This is a genomic window from Idiomarina seosinensis (assembly GCF_003987275.1).
GTDB classification, from domain to species: domain Bacteria; phylum Pseudomonadota; class Gammaproteobacteria; order Enterobacterales; family Alteromonadaceae; genus Idiomarina; species Idiomarina seosinensis.
In genome coordinates this window covers 238,709-259,490 of sequence record NZ_PIQF01000004.1, presented here as the reverse complement: position 1 = coordinate 259,490, position 20,782 = coordinate 238,709, and the positions used below count along the sequence as shown (strand labels likewise).

Here is a 20,782-nt window from a genome sequence, read left to right as displayed (position 1 = left end):
GAGGTGCGTATTCTACACACCTGATGTTTTCCGTCAATACTTTTTTGAAAAAAGATTTTTTAGAAAACCGTTGTTTTCGGCGGCTTCGTTGCCTGCCTTGAACGTGGAGCGCATTTTAGACGTTTATCTCTCACCGTCAAGCGCTTTTTAGTGATTTTAACTCTATACTGATTCAATTGCCCAAAACTCCCGCAAATGTAAAAAAACTCAACATTAATAAGCTAGCTTTTCGCCGGTCTTAACTCGCAGCCAGGTTTTATTTAACTTACAATGTCCAAAGTAGAAACAAGTTTCGCAACAAATAACTCTCTAAATAGGCTCTCAGTAATGACGTATAAGGCAATTGATCCCTCAGACTACGAACAACAGCTTCGTCGCAAAGCAGAAACTATTGCAGAGCGTTTTAAGGAAATTGGGGTAGCACAGTTTGACACTTATCGTTCAGAGCCAATCCATTATCGGATGCGGGCCGAATTTAGGGTCTGGCACGAAGGGGATGATTTGTATTACATCATGTTTAACCCCGAAACACGTGAAAAGATACGCAAAGACGAGTTTTTACCTGGCAGCCAGTTGATTAACCAACTAATGCAAGCGGTTCGGGAGTTTGTTCTTGATAAACCGGTGCTAAGAAATAAGTTGTTTCAGGTCGACTTTTTAACCACGACCTCTAATCAAGCTATTGTGTCTGTTTTATACCACCGTCAATTAGACGACGAATGGAGAGCCGCCGCCGAAAGGCTTCGTCAACATCTACAACAACTTGCCGAGGTAGTCCACTTGGTTGGTCGAGCTCGTAAGCAAAAGGTAGTACTTGGGTCAGAGTCTGTCATCGAAAATGTTCAGGTAAACGGCAAGGTTTACCAGTCTATCCAAACAGAAAATAGCTTTACCCAACCCAACGCCGGTATTAATGAAAAAATGATCGGCTGGGTAACTCAACATAGCGGCAGTACTGATCACGACTTGTTGGAGCTTTATTGTGGCAATGGCAACTTTACCTTGCCTTTAGCCGATCATTTTCGCCAAGTGCTAGCGACCGAGATTAGCAAGAGCTCAGTTGCAGCAGCCCGCGAAAGTGCAACTCTTAACAATATTGATAATGTGACGGTTGTAAGAATGTCAGCAGAGGACTTTAGTGAAGCATTACAAGGTCGATTAACATCACGCCGAATCGAAGAAGCCGATATCGGCCGTTTTGATTGTCGAACCGTGTTAGTCGATCCGCCCCGCGCAGGGTTAGACGAGCTTGCTCTGTCTTTAGTAAGGCGATATTCGCGAATTATTTATGTTTCATGCAACCCGGAAACGCTGATTGATAACGTGAAATCACTATCTGATGAGTTTTATGTCTCGGCAGCAGCTATTTTTGACCAATTCCCGTATACCGACCATATTGAGTCCGGCATCATATTGGAAAGAAAATCGGCTAGTTAATATCGGCAAGCGGCGCGCTTGGGGAGAGAGTACGTACTTTGCGCGACCGTTTTAAATTACTCCAGTGCGCATAAATAATCAGACTAGCACCAACCAGGATAATGACAGGCTCACCCCAGTGGCCAAAAATATCGCGCTGCGAATAGATAGCTGCCCCTGCTAACAAAGGAATCAGCAAACGCCATTCCCCATGGCGGCGGGCGCCTCCGACCAACGACCAAAGGCCGACAGCAACACTTAAACCTAAGATCGTATTTTCTAATAAATCTTCACCGATAAAAGCTAAACCGGCTAATGCCAATAACGGAAGAATCAGAGGTAGCAGCAGACAATGGATCGCACACAATGTGGTAATCCACATTCCGGCTCGGTCCAGCTTTTTCTGCTTTGATAGTGTCATGACTCACCCTTGGCTAAATAACTCTGTTATATTATAACATACGCTTTTAAATGCCAAGGCGATCGCTTAAATATTTATAAAACTAAGCTAGCAAGACTCTATCGAAAAGGGTAACACCTCTTTTATATGTTTTGCTCCGAGAGCAATCATCAATAAACGATCAAAACCTAATGCAACACCGGAACAATCCGGAAGCCCATGCTTTAATGCCTCAATTAGTGCAAAGTCCAGCTGCTTAACTGGCTTACCTTGCTCTTGTCTGCGACGGTTATCATGTTCAAACCGCTGCTGTTGAGCAGTAGCGTCAGTCAATTCCTTATAACCGTTGGCCAACTCTACTCCTTGATAGTAAATTTCGAAACGGTGGGCGACCCGAGGGTCATCTTCCGATAGTTGGGCGAGAGCCGCTTGAGACGCAGGGAAGTTGGTTATCGCGATGGGTGTTTTTTCATCTAGCCGGGGTTCTACTAAAAGGTTAAAAGCAACCTGTAGAATAGTATCGGTATCACTCTCTTGCTGCATCCATTGTTGTGTGTCATCGCGCGCCAGCAACTGTTGATGAATCGCAGCAATACCATCAGCGGTAAGCGGATCTGCCTCACAATAATGGATAAATGCTTGTTGGTAGGACAATGCTTGTACCGGCGGCGCCGCTGTTGTCTCTGTCAATAACTCAGAGATTTCTTGAATTAATTGCTGAGTATCGAGCCCAAGTCGATACCATTCCAATAGCGAGAACTCGGGATTATGGAAACGGCCAATCTCATCATCACGAAAAACGTGACTTAATTGATAAACATCGATGTGATGTTGCGCAATCAGTCTTTTTAAAGCGAACTCTGGCGATGTCTGTAAATGCAATGTCATAGGTTGACCATCGGCGCCGGCTGCTAACCGGCTGGTCAGGTTTTCTAAATAAAGGTCTGTGACTCCAGCTCGAGCGAGAGTCGGGGTATCCACTTCCAGTACATCACGCTGTTCAAAAAACTGGCGCACTTGCCCCATCAACTTTGCCCTATAACGGAGCGTGTCGAGTGTTGCCGCTGAACGCCAGTTGCTATCGTTCATTCAAATTACTTTTGTACTCGCGATACGTATTCACCTGAACGGGTATCCACTTTGATCACTTCACCAATTTGTACAAACAACGGTACTCTGACTACTGCCCCGGTACTCAAGGTTGCTGGCTTACCACCGGTGCCTGCGGTATCGCCTTTCAGACCCGGATCTGTTTCAGTAACTTCTAATTCAACGAAGTTCGGCGGCTGTACATTAATCGGATTGCCTTCCCACAGCGTTAATGTACATACATCCTGTTCGACCAGCCATTTCTCAGCATCGGCTACCGCTTTGGCGTCCGCCGGTACCTGCTCAAAGGTTTCATTATTCATGAAATGCCAGAATTCACCATCGTTATATAAGTAGGCTAATTCCAGCTCAATAACATCAGCTCCCTCAACCGACTCTCCAGACTTAAATGTCTTTTCGACGACCTTACCGCTGATAAGCTTCCGAATTTTTACTCGGTTAAATGCCTGACCTTTGCCCGGCTTTACCATTTCGTTTTCAACAATACTGCACGGCTCTCCATCCTGCATGATTTTTAAGCCGCCTTTAAATTCGTTAGTGCTATAATTCGCCATTACCCTATTCCTATATAAGTAACTCTCGATGCCCGCAATAATAAAACAAACGATAAAAATTTTCAGGTAAAATAATAAGTCGAGTTTAATGAAAGAGAGGAAGTTTTGAGTCAGACGCAGATCGCAACGCGGCCCGACTGGCGGTTAGAAATACAACGCGCCTACACCAACCCAGAGCTTTTACTCACTAATTTGGGACTTGAACCCGCCCAGTTTCACGCAGACTGTAAAGCTCGGGCTCTTTTTCCAATGCGGGTTCCACGCCCTTTTGTTGAATTAATGCAGCAGGGCAATCGAGACGACCCCCTATTGCTGCAGGTTTTACCCCGCTCTCAGGAATTTGATCAAGCAGAAGGCTATACGGACGATCCTTTAGGCGAAGTCAGTGATAACGTTTTAACCGATGAGGTCGATGGTTTATTGCATAAATACCGTTCGCGAGTGCTATTAATCCTTAAAGGTGGCTGCGCCGTTAATTGCCGCTATTGTTTTCGGCGTCACTTTCCCTATCAAGACATTCGTTTTAACCAGCGCCAACTGCAACAAACACTTGATTATTTAAGCAGCCACCCTGAAGTCAATGAAGTTATTTTAAGTGGTGGCGATCCTCTAATGGCGTCCGATGCACAATTAAAATCAATAATTGAACAGCTCGCTTCTGTCGCTACCTTAAAACGAATCCGTATACATAGTCGGCTCCCTGTCGTTATTCCTTCCCGCCTCACTCGACAGTTAAAAGAGCTGTTAGTGTCAACTCGGCTAAAACCCATTTTAGTGATTCACGCGAATCATGGTAACGAGCTGTCTGACACACTTGAGCAACATTTAGACGATTATAATCAAGCTGGTATCTTGCTGTTAAATCAAAGCGTTTTGTTAGCGGGAATTAACGATTCCAGCAGTGCTTTAAGCAGTCTAAGCGAACGATTATTTGCCGCTAATGTGTTACCCTATTATCTACATCAACTGGATAAAGTAACCGGTGCAGCTCACTTTGAGGTCAGTGACTATAGGGCTCAGCAAATTTGGCAAGAGATGAACCAAGCGTTGCCAGGTTTTTTGGTGCCTAAGTTAGTCCGGGAAGTGGCCGGCGAACACAGTAAAACACCTATAATGCCCCCCGGGCCTGTATCAATCACTTAAAAAGAGGTTTATATGAGCGAAGAAATGACGCAGATAGAAGACAAGTTACAACAACATTTGCAAGTCATATACCGTCAAGTGGTTGATGCCGACGCTTATTTAGACAATTTAAGAGAGCAGGGAAAAGCCCAATTTCAAGACGTGTTTGCGGACAACAAAATATTTGATACCCGCAGTAACCGGTTTCAACCTTATTTAAAAGAGATAACCGAGAATGTTGAGAAGTGGCAGCAACAGCCTGACGATAAAGAGCTGCTACAAACTATTGTGCAGCAGCTCCAGTTAATGACGGAAACGCTAGCCCGTCTTAAACAAATTCGCCAAGCGGGTTAATTAGCCGCCAGTCGCTTACTGAAAGTTTTGTTGAACCAGTCTTCGAGCATTTGCTCTTCAAAGTAGAGTGCTTGTCTACGAACTTTTAACGACTTCGCTTGGTCAAGATCAAAAGCCATGTCTTTAATCTTGGCTGAGCCCTCTTCCAGGACCTGCCCGGCGCTGTCTGTTAATGCGTAATCAAACTCCATTGTTGGAAAATCAATGGATCGAACCACCCTCGCATAAGCTGCGGTTGTCTGCCCAAAAGTAGGTTCAAGCCGACCACTTAAGTCGATGTCTTTAATCGTAACCGAGAGCACCTGCCCCTCGGGAAGCTGTTCACTCAGCTCGTTAAAAATTTCGGTAAACTGTTCTTTTTTCCTTTCCTGAAAACGTTCTTCAATACCGTTTGCCGGTCTAAAATCGGTGTAATCTTCGATATTTTCAAACGTCACTTTTGCCTCACCGGCTAACACTGCCGGGCTTAACATCAGTGCAATAGTTGCAGGAGCTAAAAGAAATAAATTACGCATGGTCACCTCCAGTGATGAATGCTGATTTATATCCTTAGAGTAAGGTTTAGCAAAAAAATTCAATAATACAACGAGTTCTCGCTACAATTTTTTGTTACCCATAAAAAAAGGAGCCCGCAGGCTCCTTTTTCAACAGTGGCCGGGCAGCTTACATCATGCCACCCATGCCGCCCATTCCACCCATGTCACCGCCAGGCATACCGCCGCCGTTGTCATCTTGTGGAATGTCAGCAATCATTGCTTCAGTCGTGATCATCAGTGCACCAACAGAAGCTGCGAACTGAAGTGCTGAGCGGGTCACTTTGGTTGGATCCAGGATACCCATCTCCAGCATATCGCCATATGTGTCGTTACCGGCGTTGTAACCGTAGTTACCTTCACCTGCACGCACGTTGTTAGCAACGACCGAACCTTCAGCGCCAGCGTTCATCGCGATTTGACGCAGAGGTGCTTCCATCGCCCGCAGAGCTAAGCGAATACCAACGTTCTGTTCTTCGTTATCACCGCGTAATTCTGCTAACTGACTGGCCGCGCGAACAAGGGCTACACCACCACCAGGTACAACACCTTCTTCAACCGCTGCACGAGTCGCGTGTAATGCATCTTCAACGCGTGCTTTCTTCTCTTTCATTTCCATTTCGGTCGCAGCGCCGACTTTAATCACCGCAACACCGCCAGCTAATTTAGCCAGACGCTCTTGCAGTTTTTCGCGATCGTAGTCAGAAGTGGTATCTTCCATCTGCTGCTTGATTTGGTTAACGCGCCCTTCGATAGCATTGTCGTCGCCGTTACCATCAACTACTGTCGTATTGTCTTTAGTAATAACAACGCGCTTCGCAGTACCTAAATCTTCCAGCTGAGTTTTTTCCAGCTCCATACCGATTTCTTCAGATACTACAGTGCCACCGGTCAGAACAGCGATATCCTGAAGCATTGCTTTACGACGGTCACCGAAACCTGGTGCTTTCACCGCTGCAACTTTAACAATGCCGCGCATGTTGTTAACAACCAGAGTTGCCAGCGCTTCACCTTCAACGTCTTCAGCAATAATAAGCAGTGGCTTACCTGCTTTAGAAACACCTTCTAATACCGGCAGTAATTCGCGGATATTAGAGATTTTCTTATCAATAAGAAGGATGAACGGGTTGTCTAGTTCAACAGAACCGCTTTCCTGATTGTTGATGAAGTAAGGCGACAAATAACCGCGGTCAAACTGCATACCTTCAACCACATCCAATTCGTCGATTAGGGCCTGCCCTTCTTCAACGGTAATAACACCTTCCTGACCTACTTTGTCCATCGCCTTAGCAATGATTTCGCCAATTGTGTGATCAGCGTTTGCAGAAATCGTTGCTACCTGAGCAATCGCTTTGCTGTCAGCACATGGCTGAGAAATTTTCTTCAGCTCTTCAACTGCAGCAATAACAGCCTTGTCGATACCACGCTTAAGGTCCATCGGGTTCATACCTGCCGCAACAGACTTCAAGCCTTCGTTGACGATAGCTTGTGCCAGCACGGTTGCAGTAGTGGTGCCGTCGCCGGCTTCGTCGTTCGCTTTCGACGCCACTTCTTTAACCATTTGCGCGCCCATGTTCTCGAACTTGTCTTCCAGTTCAATTTCTTTGGCGACAGAAACACCGTCTTTGGTGATTACAGGAGCACCAAATGATTTATCCAATACTACGTTGCGGCCTTTCGGGCCCAAAGTAACTTTTACGGAGTCAGCAAGGACATTAACGCCTTTCAGCATTTGTTGACGTGCTGTGTTACCAAACTTGACTTCTTTAGCTGCCATTTTTGCTTTCCTCTTAAATACGTTTATTCGGTTGTGCTAATAAGCGACTCAAGCGTCTTACTCTTCAATTGCAAGAATGTCGCTTTCGCTCATGATCAAATACTCTTCGCCATCGATTTTTTCGGTTTTAACACCATAACCTTCGCTGAACAGCACTTTATCACCGGCTTTTACGTCAAGCGCACGCACTTCACCGTTATCCAGAATACGGCCATTGCCTACCGCGACGACTTCACCGCGCGTTGACTTTTCTGCCGCAGAACCAGTCAGAACAATGCCGCCCGCCGATTTTGCTTCGACTTCGGTGCGTTTAATAATGACTCGATCGTGTAAAGGACGAAGTTTCATTGTTGATAACTCCTCAACCTATTGTTGTTAGTGGATAAAACCCCTTTGGGGCATTTAGAAGATGTCGTGCACTATAAATGGGGTGAAGAAAATTTGTTATCAAGGGGCAACGCAAAAAATTTCTATTTTTTTTTAGCGGTTGCTCAGCTCTTTCTAAATTTATGTTATTTTCTAATCAAATTAGAAACGATGCTGATGAGGTGAGCAATGTCACATTCTACAAGAATGCTGTTCTGCACATGTGGGGACGAACAGGAGGCCAGCGCCTTAGCTCATTACCTTATTGAAGAAAAGTTGGCTGCTTGTGTCAATATTATTCCTAAAGTTCAGTCGGTCTACGAGTGGAATGGAAAAGTAGAGAGTGACACTGAGTTGCTGTTAATCATCAAAACTTCAAAGCTGAAATTGCAATCGTTAAAAGATGCAATTAAGCAGAAGCACTCATACGATTCTCCGGAGCTGATTAGTTTTAAAATAGACGATGGCTTGCCGGAATACCTTAGCTGGATTGAGGCGCAAACCAAATGAAGAAAGTCGCTGTATCATTTTTTGCCTTAATCATAATTTTTTTAACTCAGCTATCAACAAGCTACGCACAGTCGACAAATCCATTTAGTAACGAGCCCGAGTTTTTACCGGTCGAGCGGGCCTTTGAGCCCAAAGTGGTTCAACAACAGCCCTTGCTGGTTAGCTTTAATATTAAGCCTGGCTACTATCTCTATCAGCAGCAATTTAAAATAGAGCCGGCCGAGGCTTTAGAGCAGCCACTCAACTTTCCCCCAGCAGAATCGCACGTCGATGAGTTTTTTGGCGAAAGCCAAGTATTCCGCGACTATCTAGAGTTTCCCATTGCCATCAAACCCGAATACCAAGATCAATCGATCACTCTGCAGTATCAGGGCTGTGCTGATGCTGGCCTGTGTTACCCACCAACCACGGTTCAGTTACAAAGCGAGAAAAATGAGCCAGCAATGCAGCAAGAAAACAGCCCGGGCTTGTTTGAGCTGGACAAGCAGCCGCTAAGCTGGTCGTTGATTGTTTTCTTTGTGCTTGGCATTGGGCTTGCATTTACCCCTTGCGTTTTCCCGATGTATCCGATTTTATCGTCAGTGGTTATTGGTGACCGTCCAAGAACATTCAAGAACGCGTTTTGGCTTTCCTTCATTTATGTGCAGGGAATGGCGATTACGTACTCTTTACTGGGACTCGTGGTTGCTCTCGCGGGTATGCAATACCAGGCCTATTTCCAGCACCCGGCGGTCCTGGTCGTGTTAAGTATCGCATTTGCGGCATTTGCACTAAGTATGCTGGGCGTTTATAGCATTCAGCTACCAGCCACCTGGCAAACCAAACTGCAAACACTGAGCGGTCGGCAAAAAAGCGGAAGCACCATTGGTGTGTTTATAATCGGTGTTATTTCCGGACTAGTCGCCTCACCATGCACGACCGCGCCACTGTCGGGGGCACTTCTCTATATAGCCCAGTCCGGCGATGTTACTTCGGGTGCCGCTATCCTCTATGCGCTGAGTCTCGGCATGGGGGTTCCTCTCATTATCTTTGGTGTCTCTGGAGGGAAGTTACTGCCCAAAGCTGGTGCCTGGATGGATATTATCAAACATGGATTCGGCTGGCTGCTATTAGCGGTTGTCGTAGTCCTATTGGAGCGCTTGCTGTCAACTCAGCAAAGCTTTGTCTTGTGGTTGGTTTACTTTGTGGCGCTCGCTGCTTTTATGGGACAGCACCTAGTCACTCTCAAAAAGCCTTTAGCCCGTTTAATGCTACTTATTATTTTGGTCGGCGGCAGCTCAAGCGGCATTTACTGGCAGGTCAATAAACTTAACAACGCACAACAAGTGCATTCGTTGTTCACCCAGGTCAATAACCTATCCGATATTGAGCAGCAGTTAAAGCAAGCTCAGGCTAACGACCAATGGGTTATGCTGGACCTCTATGCCGACTGGTGCGTCGCATGTAAAGAGTTTGAACAGTATACTTTTGCGGATAAAAAAGTCCGCGAGCAGCTTGCTTCCTTCAAGCTATTACAAGCAGATGTAACCGCCAACAATCAAGTGGAACAAAAAATACTATCGAGCTTTCAAGTGCTTGGGCTACCCACAGTCATGTTTTTTTCGCCAAACGGAGAACAACAAACTCATTGGCGAATAACCGGGTTTAAGGATGCAGAAGCATTTCTTCAACACATCGAACAAATGAAAGCCAGCACTAAACCCTAACTTGCATCGAAAAGCGGTGATAAGACCAGTAATTTACTGCAATCACCGCTCAATGTTCTATAATGCCAAATAGTGGAACTTTTTAGGCAACACGTGGTCGATTTTTTAAGCTACAGGATGTAGTTTGACACGTTCGCAACAGTTGGCAGCAAAATGAACCCAGAAACACATAAAGAAACTAAAATCCTGGTTCTTAATGGGCCTAACCTGAACCTGCTCGGCACTCGCGAGCCGGAGATATATGGGCATGCGACTCTCGACACTATTAACAGTAAATTAGCAACTCAAGCTAGTGAGCATGGACTTAAAGTCGAGTTTCTGCAGAGCAACGCCGAAGCTGAACTGATTAACAAAGTACATCAGGCACGGCAACAAACTGACTTTATCATTATCAACCCCGGTGCATTTGCACACACCAGCATTGCTCTTCGTGATGCGCTAGCCGGGGTTAATATTCCGTTTTTTGAAGTACACATTTCTAATATCTATCGTCGTGAAGCATTTCGTCATCATTCTTACTTAGCCGACATAGCAGTTGGTACTCTAAGTGGCTTTGGTACTGATGGTTATTCTCTGGCAATGCAAGCGATCATTAACCAATTACATCGTAAATAATCTGAGGCAGACAGTTATCATGGATATACGTAAAATTAAAAAGCTTATCGAGCTTGTCGAAGAGTCTGGCATTGCGGAACTGGAAATTACGGAAGGTGAAGAAGCGGTTCGTATCAACCGTTATAGCCCGCAGCCAGCCCCCGTGCAATATGCAGCCGGTCCAGCACCAGCGCCAGCTGCGGCAAATGCACCAGCTCAAACTAGCGCACCTGCTGAAGCCCAGTCACAGCCAGCCGCTGTAGAAGAGCCGACTGGCCATATTGTTCGGTCACCAATGGTAGGAACTTTTTACGAGTCTCCCTCGCCAGATTCAGGGCCATTCGTCACTGTTGGCTCTAAAGTTAATGCTGGTGACACACTGTGCATTGTTGAAGCCATGAAAATGATGAACCAGATCGAAGCGGATAAAGGCGGCGTGGTTAAACAAATCCTGGTTGAAAACGAAGAGCCGGTCGAGTTTGACCAGCCTTTATTTGTCATTGAATAAACCGTTTTCGACTAACAAAAATACCAGGAATTTATCATGTTAGATAAAGTGGTCATCGCCAATAGAGGCGAAATCGCGCTACGGATATTAAGAGCGTGCAAAGAGTTAGGCATCAAGACTGTTGCTGTTCACTCAACTGTCGACAGAAATTTAAAGCACGTGCTGCTAGCCGACGAGTCTATCTGTATTGGCAAAGCACCTGCAGCAGAAAGCTACCTGAATATTCCCCGTATTATTAGTGCGGCTGAAATAACTGATGCTGCTGCAATTCATCCGGGGTACGGCTTTCTGGCAGAGAATGCGGATTTTGCCGAGCAAGTGGAAAAATCCGGTTTTATCTTTGTTGGTCCCACCGCCGATATTATTCGCCTAATGGGCGATAAAGTATCGGCTATTAGAGCGATGAAGAAAGCGGGCGTACCCTGCGTTCCTGGCTCTGACGGACCGTTAGACGATAACGACGATCGTAATATTAAGCTAGCCAAGCGCATTGGTTATCCAATAATTATTAAAGCGGCAGGCGGCGGTGGCGGCCGGGGAATGCGAGTGGTTCGTCAGGAAAGCGAATTACTCAGTGCCATCACTATGACCCAAAACGAAGCTCGTGCAGCCTTTGGCAACCCTGTTGTTTACATGGAAAAGTTTTTGGAAAATCCTCGCCATGTAGAGGTTCAGGTTCTTGCCGACGGTCAGGGCAATGCTATCCATTTAGGTGAACGTGATTGCTCTATGCAACGCCGCCACCAGAAGGTCGTTGAAGAAGCGCCGGCGCCTGGAATAACACCAGAATTGCGTAAATTTATCGGTGAGCGTTGCGCAAAAGCATGCGTCGAGATTGGTTACCGGGGAGCCGGCACCTTTGAGTTCTTATATGAGAACGGCGAGTTCTACTTTATCGAAATGAATACTCGTATTCAGGTTGAACATCCCGTTACTGAAATGGTAACAGGCATTGATCTCATTAAAGAACAGCTTCGCATTGCCGCTGGTCGACAGTTATCGATTAGCCAGGAAGACGTGGTGATTCGCGGTCACGCGATTGAATGTCGAATTAACGCTGAGGATCCCGATACTTTTGTTCCGTCACCGGGGCAAATCACCCGCTTCCACTCACCCGGCGGCTTTGGCGTACGTTGGGACTCACATGTGTATGCCGACTATAAAGTACCACCTAATTACGACTCAATGATCGGCAAATTAATTACCTACGGCGAGAATAGAGATGTTGCCCTGGCCCGCATGCGTAATGCGTTAAGCGAGTTGATTATTGAGAACATAAAAACCAACGTGCCATTACAAAAGGATATTATGGCCGATGAGAATTTCCAGCATGGTGGTACTAACATCCACTATCTGGAGAAAAAACTCGGTTTAGGGGGTCATTAGAACTGTGCCATGGATTCAGTTAACGCTATCCAGCAGTGAAGCGCATGCGCCCCAAGTGGGCGACATGCTAATGGCAAATAGCGCACAAGCGGTTACCTACCGGGATGGCGCTGACACTCCAATATTTGAACCTCCTATTGGTGAAGTGCTGTTATGGCAACACACACTTGTTACCGGGTTATTCGATGCTGAAACAGATATTAAAGCGGTAGTAGCGAACCTGGAAAAAGCTCGAATTCTGACAACGCCCTTGCAGTACAAAGTTGATCCGTTAGAAGACAAAGACTGGGAACGCGAGTGGATGGACAACTTCCACCCTATTCAATTTGGTCAGCGATTATGGATATGTCCCAGTTGGCGCGATATACCCGAGCCTGACGCGGTCAATATTTTATTGGACCCGGGGATGGCATTTGGCACTGGTACTCACCCCACTACAGCTATGTGTTTACGGTGGTTGGACGCTAACCCACCAACCGATGCAACGGTTGTCGATTTTGGTTGTGGCTCGGGTATTTTAGGCATTGCGGCTCTTAAATTAGGTGCTAAACATGCGTTGGGTATTGATATTGATCGGCAGGCATTAATCGCGACTAAAGATAATGCTGAGCGAAATCAGGTTGCTGCTGGCTTTGATGTGTTTTTGCCATCTGAGCAGCCCGACCAACAAGCTGATTTAGTGATAGCCAATGTGCTGGCTGGACCGCTACGGGAATTATCCGAGGTTATTCTCAATTATGTGGCTCCGGGAGGCCAGTTAGTGCTTTCGGGGATCTTGCAGCGTCAGGCAGATAGCGTTATGCAAGCCTACCAGCCGGAAATTGAATTCGAGCCGGTCACCAACGACGGTGATTGGGTGATGTTAGCCGGTACCCGCCGCGCTTAGCAGTGTTAGCTGACTAAGCGCTGATTTTGTCAATAGTAAAAATCTAAAAAAAGGCTAAAATTGCATACTTTTTAGCCTTTTCTTTAGCGCCTAAATTCCATAAAATTCCTCACCCTTTTCGCTGCGTAGTTTTTGACCGATGCGGATTGGTAATTACCAATTAACAAACAATGTGATCCTTGCGCCAATGGCTGGTATTACAGACCAACCATTTCGCCAGTTGTGCCATGAGCTTGGTGCGGGGTTAACCGTATCTGAGATGTTATCGAGCAACCCCAAAGTGTGGGCGACCGATAAATCTCGGCACCGTATGGATCACTCGGGTGAAGTTGGTATACGAGCTGTGCAGATAGCCGGCTCAGAACCAAAGTTGATGGCTGAAGCCGCGCGAGTAAATGTTGCCAAAGGCGCTCAGATTATTGATATCAACATGGGCTGCCCGGCAAAAAAGGTAAATAAGAAGCTTGCAGGCTCGGCGTTACTGCAATACCCGCAGCTAGTTAAAGATATAGTGACTGCTGTGGTTGAAGCCGTTGAGGTGCCGGTTACCCTTAAAATCCGTACGGGTTGGGACCCAGACCATAAAAACGGCGTTGAAATAGCTCAGATAGCCGAGCAAAGTGGTATTCAGTCACTTGCAGTACATGGCCGCACGCGAGCCTGCATGTACAAAGGTAAGGCTGAATACGACACCATTAGAGCAATCAAGCAGAAGGTAGCAATTCCGGTTGTTGCTAATGGCGATGTTACAACGCCTGAGCAGGCAAAACAGGTGCTTGAATACACCAATGCAGACGCAATTATGATTGGCCGTGGAGCACAAGGAAACCCTTGGCTGTTTCGCGAAATCAGTCATTATTTAGAGCATGGTAAGTATCTTCAACCACCATCGCTAGAACAGGTAGCAGAGACCGTGATTCTTCATGTTGCTCGTTTACATGAGTTTTATGGCAAGTTTCAAGGAGTTCGGATAGCCCGTAAACATGTCGGTTGGTACTTGAAAGAACAACCTGACAGCCATGGGTTTCGCCAACAGTTTAATCAAATTGAGCAGGCTGATAGCCAGCTCGATTCACTAGAAAATTATTTTGTCACTGTAGAGAAGAGATAAGCGCACTATGTTTGATCAGAACCCTAACCGTGAGAACACATCACCTTTAACCACTATTGGTAATAACTCACAACCGAAGCCGCTACGCGATTCGGTAAAGCAAGCGCTCAACAGCTTTTTACGTCAATTAGACGGCCAGGATCCCGAAGAGCTATACGAATTGGTGCTTTCTGAAGTTGAGGCCCCGTTATTAGAAGAAGTGATGACTTACACTCGCGGTAATCAAACCCGCGCTGCAACAATGCTCGGCATTAACCGTGGTACACTTCGCAAGAAGTTGAAAAAGTACGGTATGAATTAATTCTGCAAAAAGGGCGCCTTCAGGCGCTCTTTTTTTTATAATCATTTTATCGTTCGAAAACTTAAACGAAAGGCAAGCTGATGCATAACCGACCCATTCAACGTGCTCTTATTAGTGTTTCTGACAAAACAGGGGTTGTAGAATTTGCAACTCAATTAGCCGCCAAAGGGATAGAAATCCTCTCCACTGGCGGTACTGCGAAATTACTTCGCGACAACGACATTGCAGTTAAAGACGTTTCTGAACATACCGGTCAAATTGAGATTATGGGCGGTCGCGTTAAAACACTGCACCCTAAGATTCATGGCGGTATTCTCGGCCGTCGCGATGTTGATCAGGCCATTATGCAGGAACAAGAAATTGCCCCGATAGACTTGGTCGTTGTTAACCTTTATCCGTTCAAGCAGACGGTATCTAATCCGGACTGCCGCTTAGAAGATGCTATAGAAAATATCGATATTGGCGGCCCGACTATGGTTCGAGCAGCGGCAAAAAACCACCAAGACGTTACGATAGTGGTCAACGCCGATGACTACCAACGAGTGCTCGACGAGATGGCAAATAACGGCGACAGTGTCTCTGAGCACTCCCGCTTTGAACTGGCTGTCGCAGCCTTCGAACATACCGCACAATACGACGGCATGATTGCTAACTATTTGGGCGGTAAAGTGACCGATAATTCGGCTTTCCCCCGTACTTATAATCTGCAGATGCAACATAAGCAAAGCTTACGTTATGGTGAAAATAGTCATCAGCAAGCCGCTTTCTATACTGAGCAAGATGCGCCTTCAGGCACAGTAGCCAGCGCCATCCAACTGCAGGGTAAAGCTCTGTCCTATAATAATATTGCCGATACTGACGCAGCGCTCGAGTGTGTTAAAAGCTTCGAACAGCCAGCCTGCGTTATCGTTAAACACGCAAACCCTTGTGGGGTGGCTATCGGCAGCGATTTAAACGAAGCCTATCAACGTGCCTTTAAAACCGACCCCACATCAGCATTTGGCGGAATTATTGCATTTAACCGTGAGCTCGATCTTGCTACCGCCACTGCGATTATTGAGCAACAGTTTGTTGAAGTTATCATTGCTCCCTCTGTCAGTGACGAGGCACAACGAGCCGTTGCTGGAAAGAAAAATGTTCGTTTATTGGAATCCGGTCATTTCCAGCAAGACGAAAAGCGAATGGATTATAAGCGCGTAAACGGCGGCCTACTGGTTCAGCAAGCCGACTTGGCTGACTTTATAGCGGACGATTTAAAAGTGGTTAGCAAAGTTCAGCCGACTGACACACAAATGACTGATTTATTGTTCTGTTGGAAAGTCGCAAAGTTTGTTAAATCAAACGCTATAGTCTATGCCAAAGATGGCATGACTATCGGCGTTGGAGCTGGCCAAATGAGTCGAGTCTACAGTGCGAAAATTGCCGGCATTAAAGCCGCCGATGAAGGCCTGGAGGTTCCCGGCTCAGTCATGGCATCGGACGCTTTTTTCCCTTTTAGGGACGGTATTGATGCGGCGGCCGAAGCAGGCATTAAGGCAATCATTCAGCCTGGTGGTTCAATCCGCGATGATGAGATAATTGCTGCCGCGGATGAGCACGGTATCGCAATGATTTTTACTGGAATGCGCCATTTTCGTCATTAGTACGTAGTGATAAGTGATGTAGGTTGTCGCCCCGACCATTCGGGGCTAATCTTAATAATACACACTTTAAACAAAGAGGCCTGCTAATGAGATATACAGCAATTGCTTTAGTAACAAGTTCTTTCTTTGCTCTGTCTGCCTGCGACTCCGCTCCTCAACAGACAGCACCAACGGAGAATCAGACGACCACGCTAGAACAAGCAGTTAAACATTCTGATCGCACACCTGCTTATGTACGTCGGGACGCTCATCGCCATCCAGTCGAGACGCTGAAGTTCTTTGAACTAGAGCCATCCATGACCGTGGTAGAAATCTGGCCTGGTGGCGGTTATTACAGTGAAATTCTTGCCCCCTTCTTAGCTCCGGAAGGAACCTTTTACGCGGCACACTTTCCCGAAGAAACCAACAGTGACTATTATCAACAGTCACTCGAAAAGTTTAAGCAACGGGTAGCAGAGGAACCTGTATTTGGTCGCGCCAATATTACTCAGTTTGCGCCAAATACACCGCTCGACTCAGATATTGCGCCCCCCAATAGCGCGGATCGTGTACTTACCTTTCGCAACTTACACAACTGGTACATGAACGGTGGTGAAGAAGCTGTCTTAAACGCTTTCCGACAGTTTCATCAGGCACTGGTGCCGGATGGTATGTTAGGCGTCGTTGATCATCGTTTACCAGAGGATGCAAGTGATGACGCGATGGAGAACAGTGGTTATATTAAACAAAGCTGGGTGATCGATCTCGCCGAACAAGCGGGCTTTGAATTTGTTGCCAGTAGCGAGATAAATGCTAACCCCAAAGACACGGCTGATCATCCCAATGGCGTCTGGAATTTACCACCAACATTAAATGTTGAAGAAGGCGATGATGCATCTGTTTATGAAGAAATCGGTGAAAGTGACCGATTTACTCTGAAATTTAGAAAACCAGTAGAATAAGGAACCTCATGAAAGTTTTGGTTGTCGGCGGTGGTGGCCGCGAGCATGCGCTAGCATGGAAGGCGGCACAATCGCCTAAAGTTGATGAAGTTTTTGTTGCCCCGGGTAACGCCGGTACTGCAAAAGAGGAAGTACTAACCAATATTGATATTAATGCCGAAGATATCAATGGGTTACTTGCGTTTGCGCAGCAACAAGCTATCGATTTAACCATCGTTGGGCCCGAAGCCCCATTAGTTGAAGGGATCGTGGATCGTTTCCAGCAGGCTGGTCTGGCTATATTCGGACCAACTGCTGCCGCGGCACAACTTGAGGGATCGAAAGCGTTTAGTAAAGATTTTCTCAAGCGTCACAATATCCCAACCGCCGCCTACCAAAACTTTACAGATGCTCAAGCGGCCAAAGATTATGTCGCTAATAACCGTCTACCTATCGTTATAAAAGCAGACGGGCTGGCAGCCGGCAAGGGTGTCATTATCGCTGAGACACAGCAACAGGCAGATGCTGCTATCGATGATATGTTAGCCGGTAACCGTTTTGGTGAAGCAGGACACCGCGTTGTCGTTGAAGAGTTTTTAACCGGCGAAGAAGCCTCGTTTATCGTCATGGTCGATGGCAAACATGCGGTTCCATTTGCTTCTAGCCAAGACCACAAAGCACGGGATAACGGCGATACTGGGCCTAACACTGGTGGCATGGGCGCTTATTCTCCAGCACCGGTAGTATCACCGAAGGTGCACGATTGGGTTATGCAGCATGTGATCAAACCAACTGTTGACGGCATGGCTGCTGAAGGCCACTCCTACACAGGTTTTTTATATGCTGGATTGATGATTGCCGACGACGGCAGCGCCAAGGTACTGGAGTACAACTGCCGCTTTGGTGATCCAGAGACTCAGCCCATAATGATGCGATTGAAGTCTGATCTAGTCGAGCTTTGCGAGCAAGCGATTGCCGGTGAGCTTAAACAAACCCCCGTAGATTTTGATCCTAGAGCCGCTGTTGGGGTTGTTATGGCTGCCGGGGGTTACCCTGAGTCCTATCAGAAAGGGGACCCAATTACCGGACTCCCGGATGAAACGGATGACAGCAAAGTATTTCATGCAGGGACAAAATTAGTTGATAACAAAGTAGTGACCAATGGTGGTCGAGTATTGTGCTGCACGGCTTTGGGCAATAATGTGACCGAAGCACAACAGCGTGCTTATCAGCTGGTTGATAAAATCCAATGGAACAATGTCTACTACCGCTCCGATATTGCTCACCGTGCGGTAAAACGCGAGCAGTAACCAGCAGTAAACTCGGTTGGCGCTGAATTCTCAGCGTCGGCCGCTCTCCAGTTTGAAACCTGTCATCATATTGTCACCCAAACGTCTTAAACTAACGTATCTTTGATACCCAGTTGTTCCAGGTTTATGACTGAAGCTCAATTGCTACAAAATCTTATTAATGAAAAGACACTAACGCCTCTATTCCAACCCATAATAGATACAGCCTCTAATTCAATTATTGGTTATGAGGCTCTGATTAGAGGTCCAGAGGGGCACCCTTTCGAATTCCCGGATAGGCTATTTCAAGTTGCGCAAGAACATCAGTTGCTGTCGGAATTAGAGATTGCATGTCGTGAAGCAGCTATCGAAGAGTTTTTAAAAATTGACACAACTGCAAAGCTTTTTCTTAATGTAAACCCGAATGTTTTACAAGATGACGACCACCCACACGGTATAACGCTTAGATTATCTGCTCAGTATGGCCTAGAGCCTAGCCGGATCGTTATCGAGCTATCAGAACGTTACCCAATTGACCATCCGGAGCTTCTCAAAACGGCAACAAAACACTATCAGAGCCTCGGCTTTATGGTTGCTATCGATGACTTGGGGGCAGGCTATTCCGGACTTAAGTTATGGTCAGAGATAAAGCCGGATTTCGTCAAAATCGACCGTTACTTTATAACAGATATTCAAAATGACGTAACCAAACGAGAATTTGTTCAGTCAATTCTCTCGCTCGCTCGTAATCTAGGCGCCCGCGTTATAGCCGAAGGTATTGAGCAACCTGAAGAGCTTGCTCAGTTACAATTACTCGATCTCTTTTTGTGTCAGGGTTTTTTACTTGAACGCCCCTCAAAAACACCGTCGTTAGTGGTTAGGCCCAATAAAACATACCAGCCCCCATCAGTTGATCTGAATACAAGAAGTACTGAACGGATCTCCGTAGTGACTAAAGACACCGTCACTATGGCGCCTTCCGACAAAGCACACTTAGCTCTTAAGCTATTTACTTCAAATAAGCTGCTTAACGCAATTCCAGTTATCGATAACAATTTTCCGGTTGGTATGCTTCGCCGTGAATCCTTAATGGAGTTATTCTCCGGCTCTTATGGCAGGGCTCTGTACGAACATAAAGACGTTGCCCGAATCATGGATTCGAACCCTGTCATCGTCGATATGAAAAGCCCGATAGAGCAAGTATCGGCTATTATTACCGATGATCATGATGTGGATGTATTTCGCGAATTTATAGTAACAAACAAAGGCCTATACTACGGGGTCGCTTCTGTGCGCGACTTACTCAGACGGATTACAGAAGTGCGTATACAGAATGCACGCTACGCTAATCCTTTAACGCTGTTGCCCGGTAATGTCCCTATCCACCAAACGCTGGATAACTTTTTGGTAACTCACAAATCCCTCGCGGTAGGCTATTTTGATGTGAACCACTTTAAGCCCTACAACGATAGCTACGGCTACTCTCAAGGAGACCTAGTCATTCAAAAAGTGAGCCAGCTGCTTATAAGACATATACAAACAAAAGGCTTTTTTGTTGGCCATATTGGAGGCGATGACTTTGTCGCCATCTTCAATAATGCCGAAGTTGCCGAACCGCTTTGTAATAAGGTCCTTACTGACTTCGATAACCACCTAGATACATTCTATCCATTGGATACAGTTCAGAGAGGCTATGTAGAAGCCGTCGGTCGCGATGAGAAAAGGACCAGGTTTCCCCTACTCGGTTTAGCCGTCGGACTTGTCATTTTGAACTCGGCCAACTTCAGCTCCCATCACGAGATATCAACACTTGTCAGCGATGCCAAAAAACAAGCTAAGAAGCATAGCGGTAGCCACTGCTATGTCGACTACCACTAACAACAAACTAGTCTTCGACGATTAGGTCATCCTCACTACCTTCAACGCTGCCGGAACTAAAGCTTTCGTCAGCAAATTTACCTTTTCCGTACATACTTGCCACTTTCGGGCGGTGAATACGAGCCTGATATTTAGCCCAGGCTTTTTCCACCACAGAGACCGGGGCCTGCTCTCCACGGGCCGCTGCCAGTAGCGCCTGATCTTCACTATTCACTGGTTGATAATCGCCACGCAAAAGCGCTGCAATCAAACAGCCATACTGGGTTAATGCATCACTCTCACGTATGGAAAAATCACCTGAGCGTGAAAAGCCATAAGGATAATGACGAAAGTCATTAAATGGTCTCTTTAGCAGAGATTCGCGGGTATAATTGGTCATGGCAAGCCCTTCCTTACAGACTAAAACCGAACATAACGT

Annotated in this window: 22 protein-coding genes; 15 read left to right on the top strand and 7 right to left on the bottom strand. The window is 46.3% G+C overall.

Translation table 11 applies throughout. The features are described 5' to 3' along the window. Positions 1-327: 327 nt before the first annotated feature. Positions 328-1,437, top strand: coding sequence for a tRNA (uridine(54)-C5)-methyltransferase TrmA (trmA, locus tag CWI81_RS12150; protein WP_126785578.1), 1,110 nt, complete (start codon positions 328-330; stop codon positions 1,435-1,437). Here trmA and CWI81_RS12145 read toward each other — a convergent pair. The 3 genes from CWI81_RS12145 to efp all read right to left on the bottom strand — a co-directional run bounded on the left by CWI81_RS12145 (position 1,430) and on the right by efp (position 3,480). Then, complete coding sequence (locus CWI81_RS12145) at positions 1,430-1,837, bottom strand: MerC domain-containing protein (protein WP_126785577.1); 408 nt, start codon at positions 1,835-1,837, stop codon at positions 1,430-1,432. The two genes, trmA and CWI81_RS12145, sit on opposite strands and share 8 nt — an antisense overlap. 87 nt (positions 1,838-1,924) lie before the next feature. Further along, positions 1,925-2,905, bottom strand: a complete 981-nt coding sequence (epmA, locus tag CWI81_RS12140; protein WP_126785576.1) for an elongation factor P--(R)-beta-lysine ligase — start codon at positions 2,903-2,905, stop codon at positions 1,925-1,927. Between the two features lie 5 nt (positions 2,906-2,910). After that, positions 2,911-3,480 carry an elongation factor P gene (gene efp / locus CWI81_RS12135; RefSeq protein WP_126785575.1) on the bottom strand — a complete coding sequence of 190 codons (570 nt, stop codon included), beginning with the start codon at positions 3,478-3,480 and terminating at the stop codon, positions 2,911-2,913. A 105-nt stretch (positions 3,481-3,585) separates the two neighbouring features. Here efp and epmB point away from each other — a divergent pair, with 105 nt between their 5' ends. Then, entirely contained in the window at positions 3,586-4,623 is a 1,038-nt protein-coding gene (gene epmB / locus CWI81_RS12130; protein ID WP_126785574.1) for an EF-P beta-lysylation protein EpmB, read from the top strand. A 12-nt stretch (positions 4,624-4,635) separates the two neighbouring features. Further along, positions 4,636-4,956, top strand: coding sequence for a primosomal replication protein PriC (gene priC, locus CWI81_RS12125; protein WP_126785573.1), 321 nt, complete (start codon positions 4,636-4,638; stop codon positions 4,954-4,956). Here the strand turns inward: priC and CWI81_RS12120 are convergent. The 3 genes from CWI81_RS12120 to CWI81_RS12110 form a co-directional block, all read right to left on the bottom strand. Further along, on the bottom strand, positions 4,953-5,471 hold the full coding sequence (locus CWI81_RS12120) for a DUF3016 domain-containing protein (RefSeq protein ID WP_126785572.1): 519 nt from the start codon (positions 5,469-5,471) through the stop codon (positions 4,953-4,955). The two genes, priC and CWI81_RS12120, sit on opposite strands and share 4 nt — an antisense overlap. Before the next feature lie 148 nt (positions 5,472-5,619). Next, positions 5,620-7,266 (bottom strand): chaperonin GroEL, encoded by a 1,647-nt coding sequence (groL, locus tag CWI81_RS12115; protein ID WP_126785571.1) that lies wholly within the window; start codon positions 7,264-7,266, stop codon positions 5,620-5,622. Positions 7,267-7,323: 57 nt separating this feature from the next. Next, positions 7,324-7,614 carry a co-chaperone GroES gene (locus CWI81_RS12110; RefSeq protein WP_126785570.1) on the bottom strand — a complete coding sequence of 97 codons (291 nt, stop codon included), beginning with the start codon at positions 7,612-7,614 and terminating at the stop codon, positions 7,324-7,326. Between the two features lie 207 nt (positions 7,615-7,821). Here CWI81_RS12110 and cutA point away from each other — a divergent pair, with 207 nt between their 5' ends. The 12 genes from cutA (at position 7,822) to CWI81_RS12050 (ending at position 20,364) form a co-directional block, all read left to right on the top strand. Then, positions 7,822-8,142 carry a divalent-cation tolerance protein CutA gene (cutA, locus tag CWI81_RS12105; RefSeq protein ID WP_126785569.1) on the top strand — a complete coding sequence of 107 codons (321 nt, stop codon included), beginning with the start codon at positions 7,822-7,824 and terminating at the stop codon, positions 8,140-8,142. After that, positions 8,139-9,848, top strand: a complete 1,710-nt coding sequence (locus CWI81_RS12100; protein ID WP_126785568.1) for a protein-disulfide reductase DsbD — start codon at positions 8,139-8,141, stop codon at positions 9,846-9,848. Before cutA ends, CWI81_RS12100 begins: the two co-directional genes overlap by 4 nt. 153 nt (positions 9,849-10,001) lie before the next feature. Further along, positions 10,002-10,463 carry a type II 3-dehydroquinate dehydratase gene (aroQ, locus tag CWI81_RS12095; protein WP_126785567.1) on the top strand — a complete coding sequence of 154 codons (462 nt, stop codon included), beginning with the start codon at positions 10,002-10,004 and terminating at the stop codon, positions 10,461-10,463. 19 nt (positions 10,464-10,482) lie between these two features. After that, positions 10,483-10,950 carry an acetyl-CoA carboxylase biotin carboxyl carrier protein gene (gene accB, locus CWI81_RS12090; protein ID WP_126785566.1) on the top strand — a complete coding sequence of 156 codons (468 nt, stop codon included), beginning with the start codon at positions 10,483-10,485 and terminating at the stop codon, positions 10,948-10,950. A 36-nt stretch (positions 10,951-10,986) separates the two neighbouring features. Further along, complete coding sequence (accC, locus tag CWI81_RS12085; protein ID WP_126785565.1) at positions 10,987-12,336, top strand: acetyl-CoA carboxylase biotin carboxylase subunit; 1,350 nt, start codon at positions 10,987-10,989, stop codon at positions 12,334-12,336. Positions 12,337-12,340: 4 nt separating this feature from the next. Further along, a complete protein-coding gene (prmA, locus tag CWI81_RS12080; RefSeq protein WP_126785564.1) occupies positions 12,341-13,222 on the top strand; it encodes a 50S ribosomal protein L11 methyltransferase in 882 nt (293 codons plus the stop codon). A gap of 139 nt (positions 13,223-13,361) precedes the next feature. Beyond that, on the top strand, positions 13,362-14,333 hold the full coding sequence (dusB, locus tag CWI81_RS12075; RefSeq protein ID WP_126785563.1) for a tRNA dihydrouridine synthase DusB: 972 nt from the start codon (positions 13,362-13,364) through the stop codon (positions 14,331-14,333). A gap of 7 nt (positions 14,334-14,340) precedes the next feature. Next, entirely contained in the window at positions 14,341-14,634 is a 294-nt protein-coding gene (gene fis, locus CWI81_RS12070; RefSeq protein WP_105307351.1) for a DNA-binding transcriptional regulator Fis, read from the top strand. A gap of 77 nt (positions 14,635-14,711) precedes the next feature. Then, a complete protein-coding gene (gene purH / locus CWI81_RS12065; protein WP_198678683.1) occupies positions 14,712-16,277 on the top strand; it encodes a bifunctional phosphoribosylaminoimidazolecarboxamide formyltransferase/IMP cyclohydrolase in 1,566 nt (521 codons plus the stop codon). Between the two features lie 86 nt (positions 16,278-16,363). Continuing rightward, on the top strand, positions 16,364-17,218 hold the full coding sequence (locus tag CWI81_RS12060; protein WP_126785561.1) for a class I SAM-dependent methyltransferase: 855 nt from the start codon (positions 16,364-16,366) through the stop codon (positions 17,216-17,218). 8 nt (positions 17,219-17,226) lie between these two features. Further along, on the top strand, positions 17,227-18,507 hold the full coding sequence (gene purD / locus CWI81_RS12055) for a phosphoribosylamine--glycine ligase (protein WP_126785560.1): 1,281 nt from the start codon (positions 17,227-17,229) through the stop codon (positions 18,505-18,507). Positions 18,508-18,633: 126 nt separating this feature from the next. Further along, the gene (locus tag CWI81_RS12050) at positions 18,634-20,364 is read left to right on the top strand and encodes a bifunctional diguanylate cyclase/phosphodiesterase (protein ID WP_126785559.1); all 1,731 of its coding nucleotides are present in this window, start codon (positions 18,634-18,636) and stop codon (positions 20,362-20,364) included. 7 nt (positions 20,365-20,371) lie between these two features. Here CWI81_RS12050 and CWI81_RS12045 read toward each other — a convergent pair whose 3' ends face one another. Then, positions 20,372-20,743 carry a MaoP family protein gene (locus CWI81_RS12045; protein ID WP_126785558.1) on the bottom strand — a complete coding sequence of 124 codons (372 nt, stop codon included), beginning with the start codon at positions 20,741-20,743 and terminating at the stop codon, positions 20,372-20,374. Positions 20,744-20,782 lie beyond the last annotated feature (39 nt).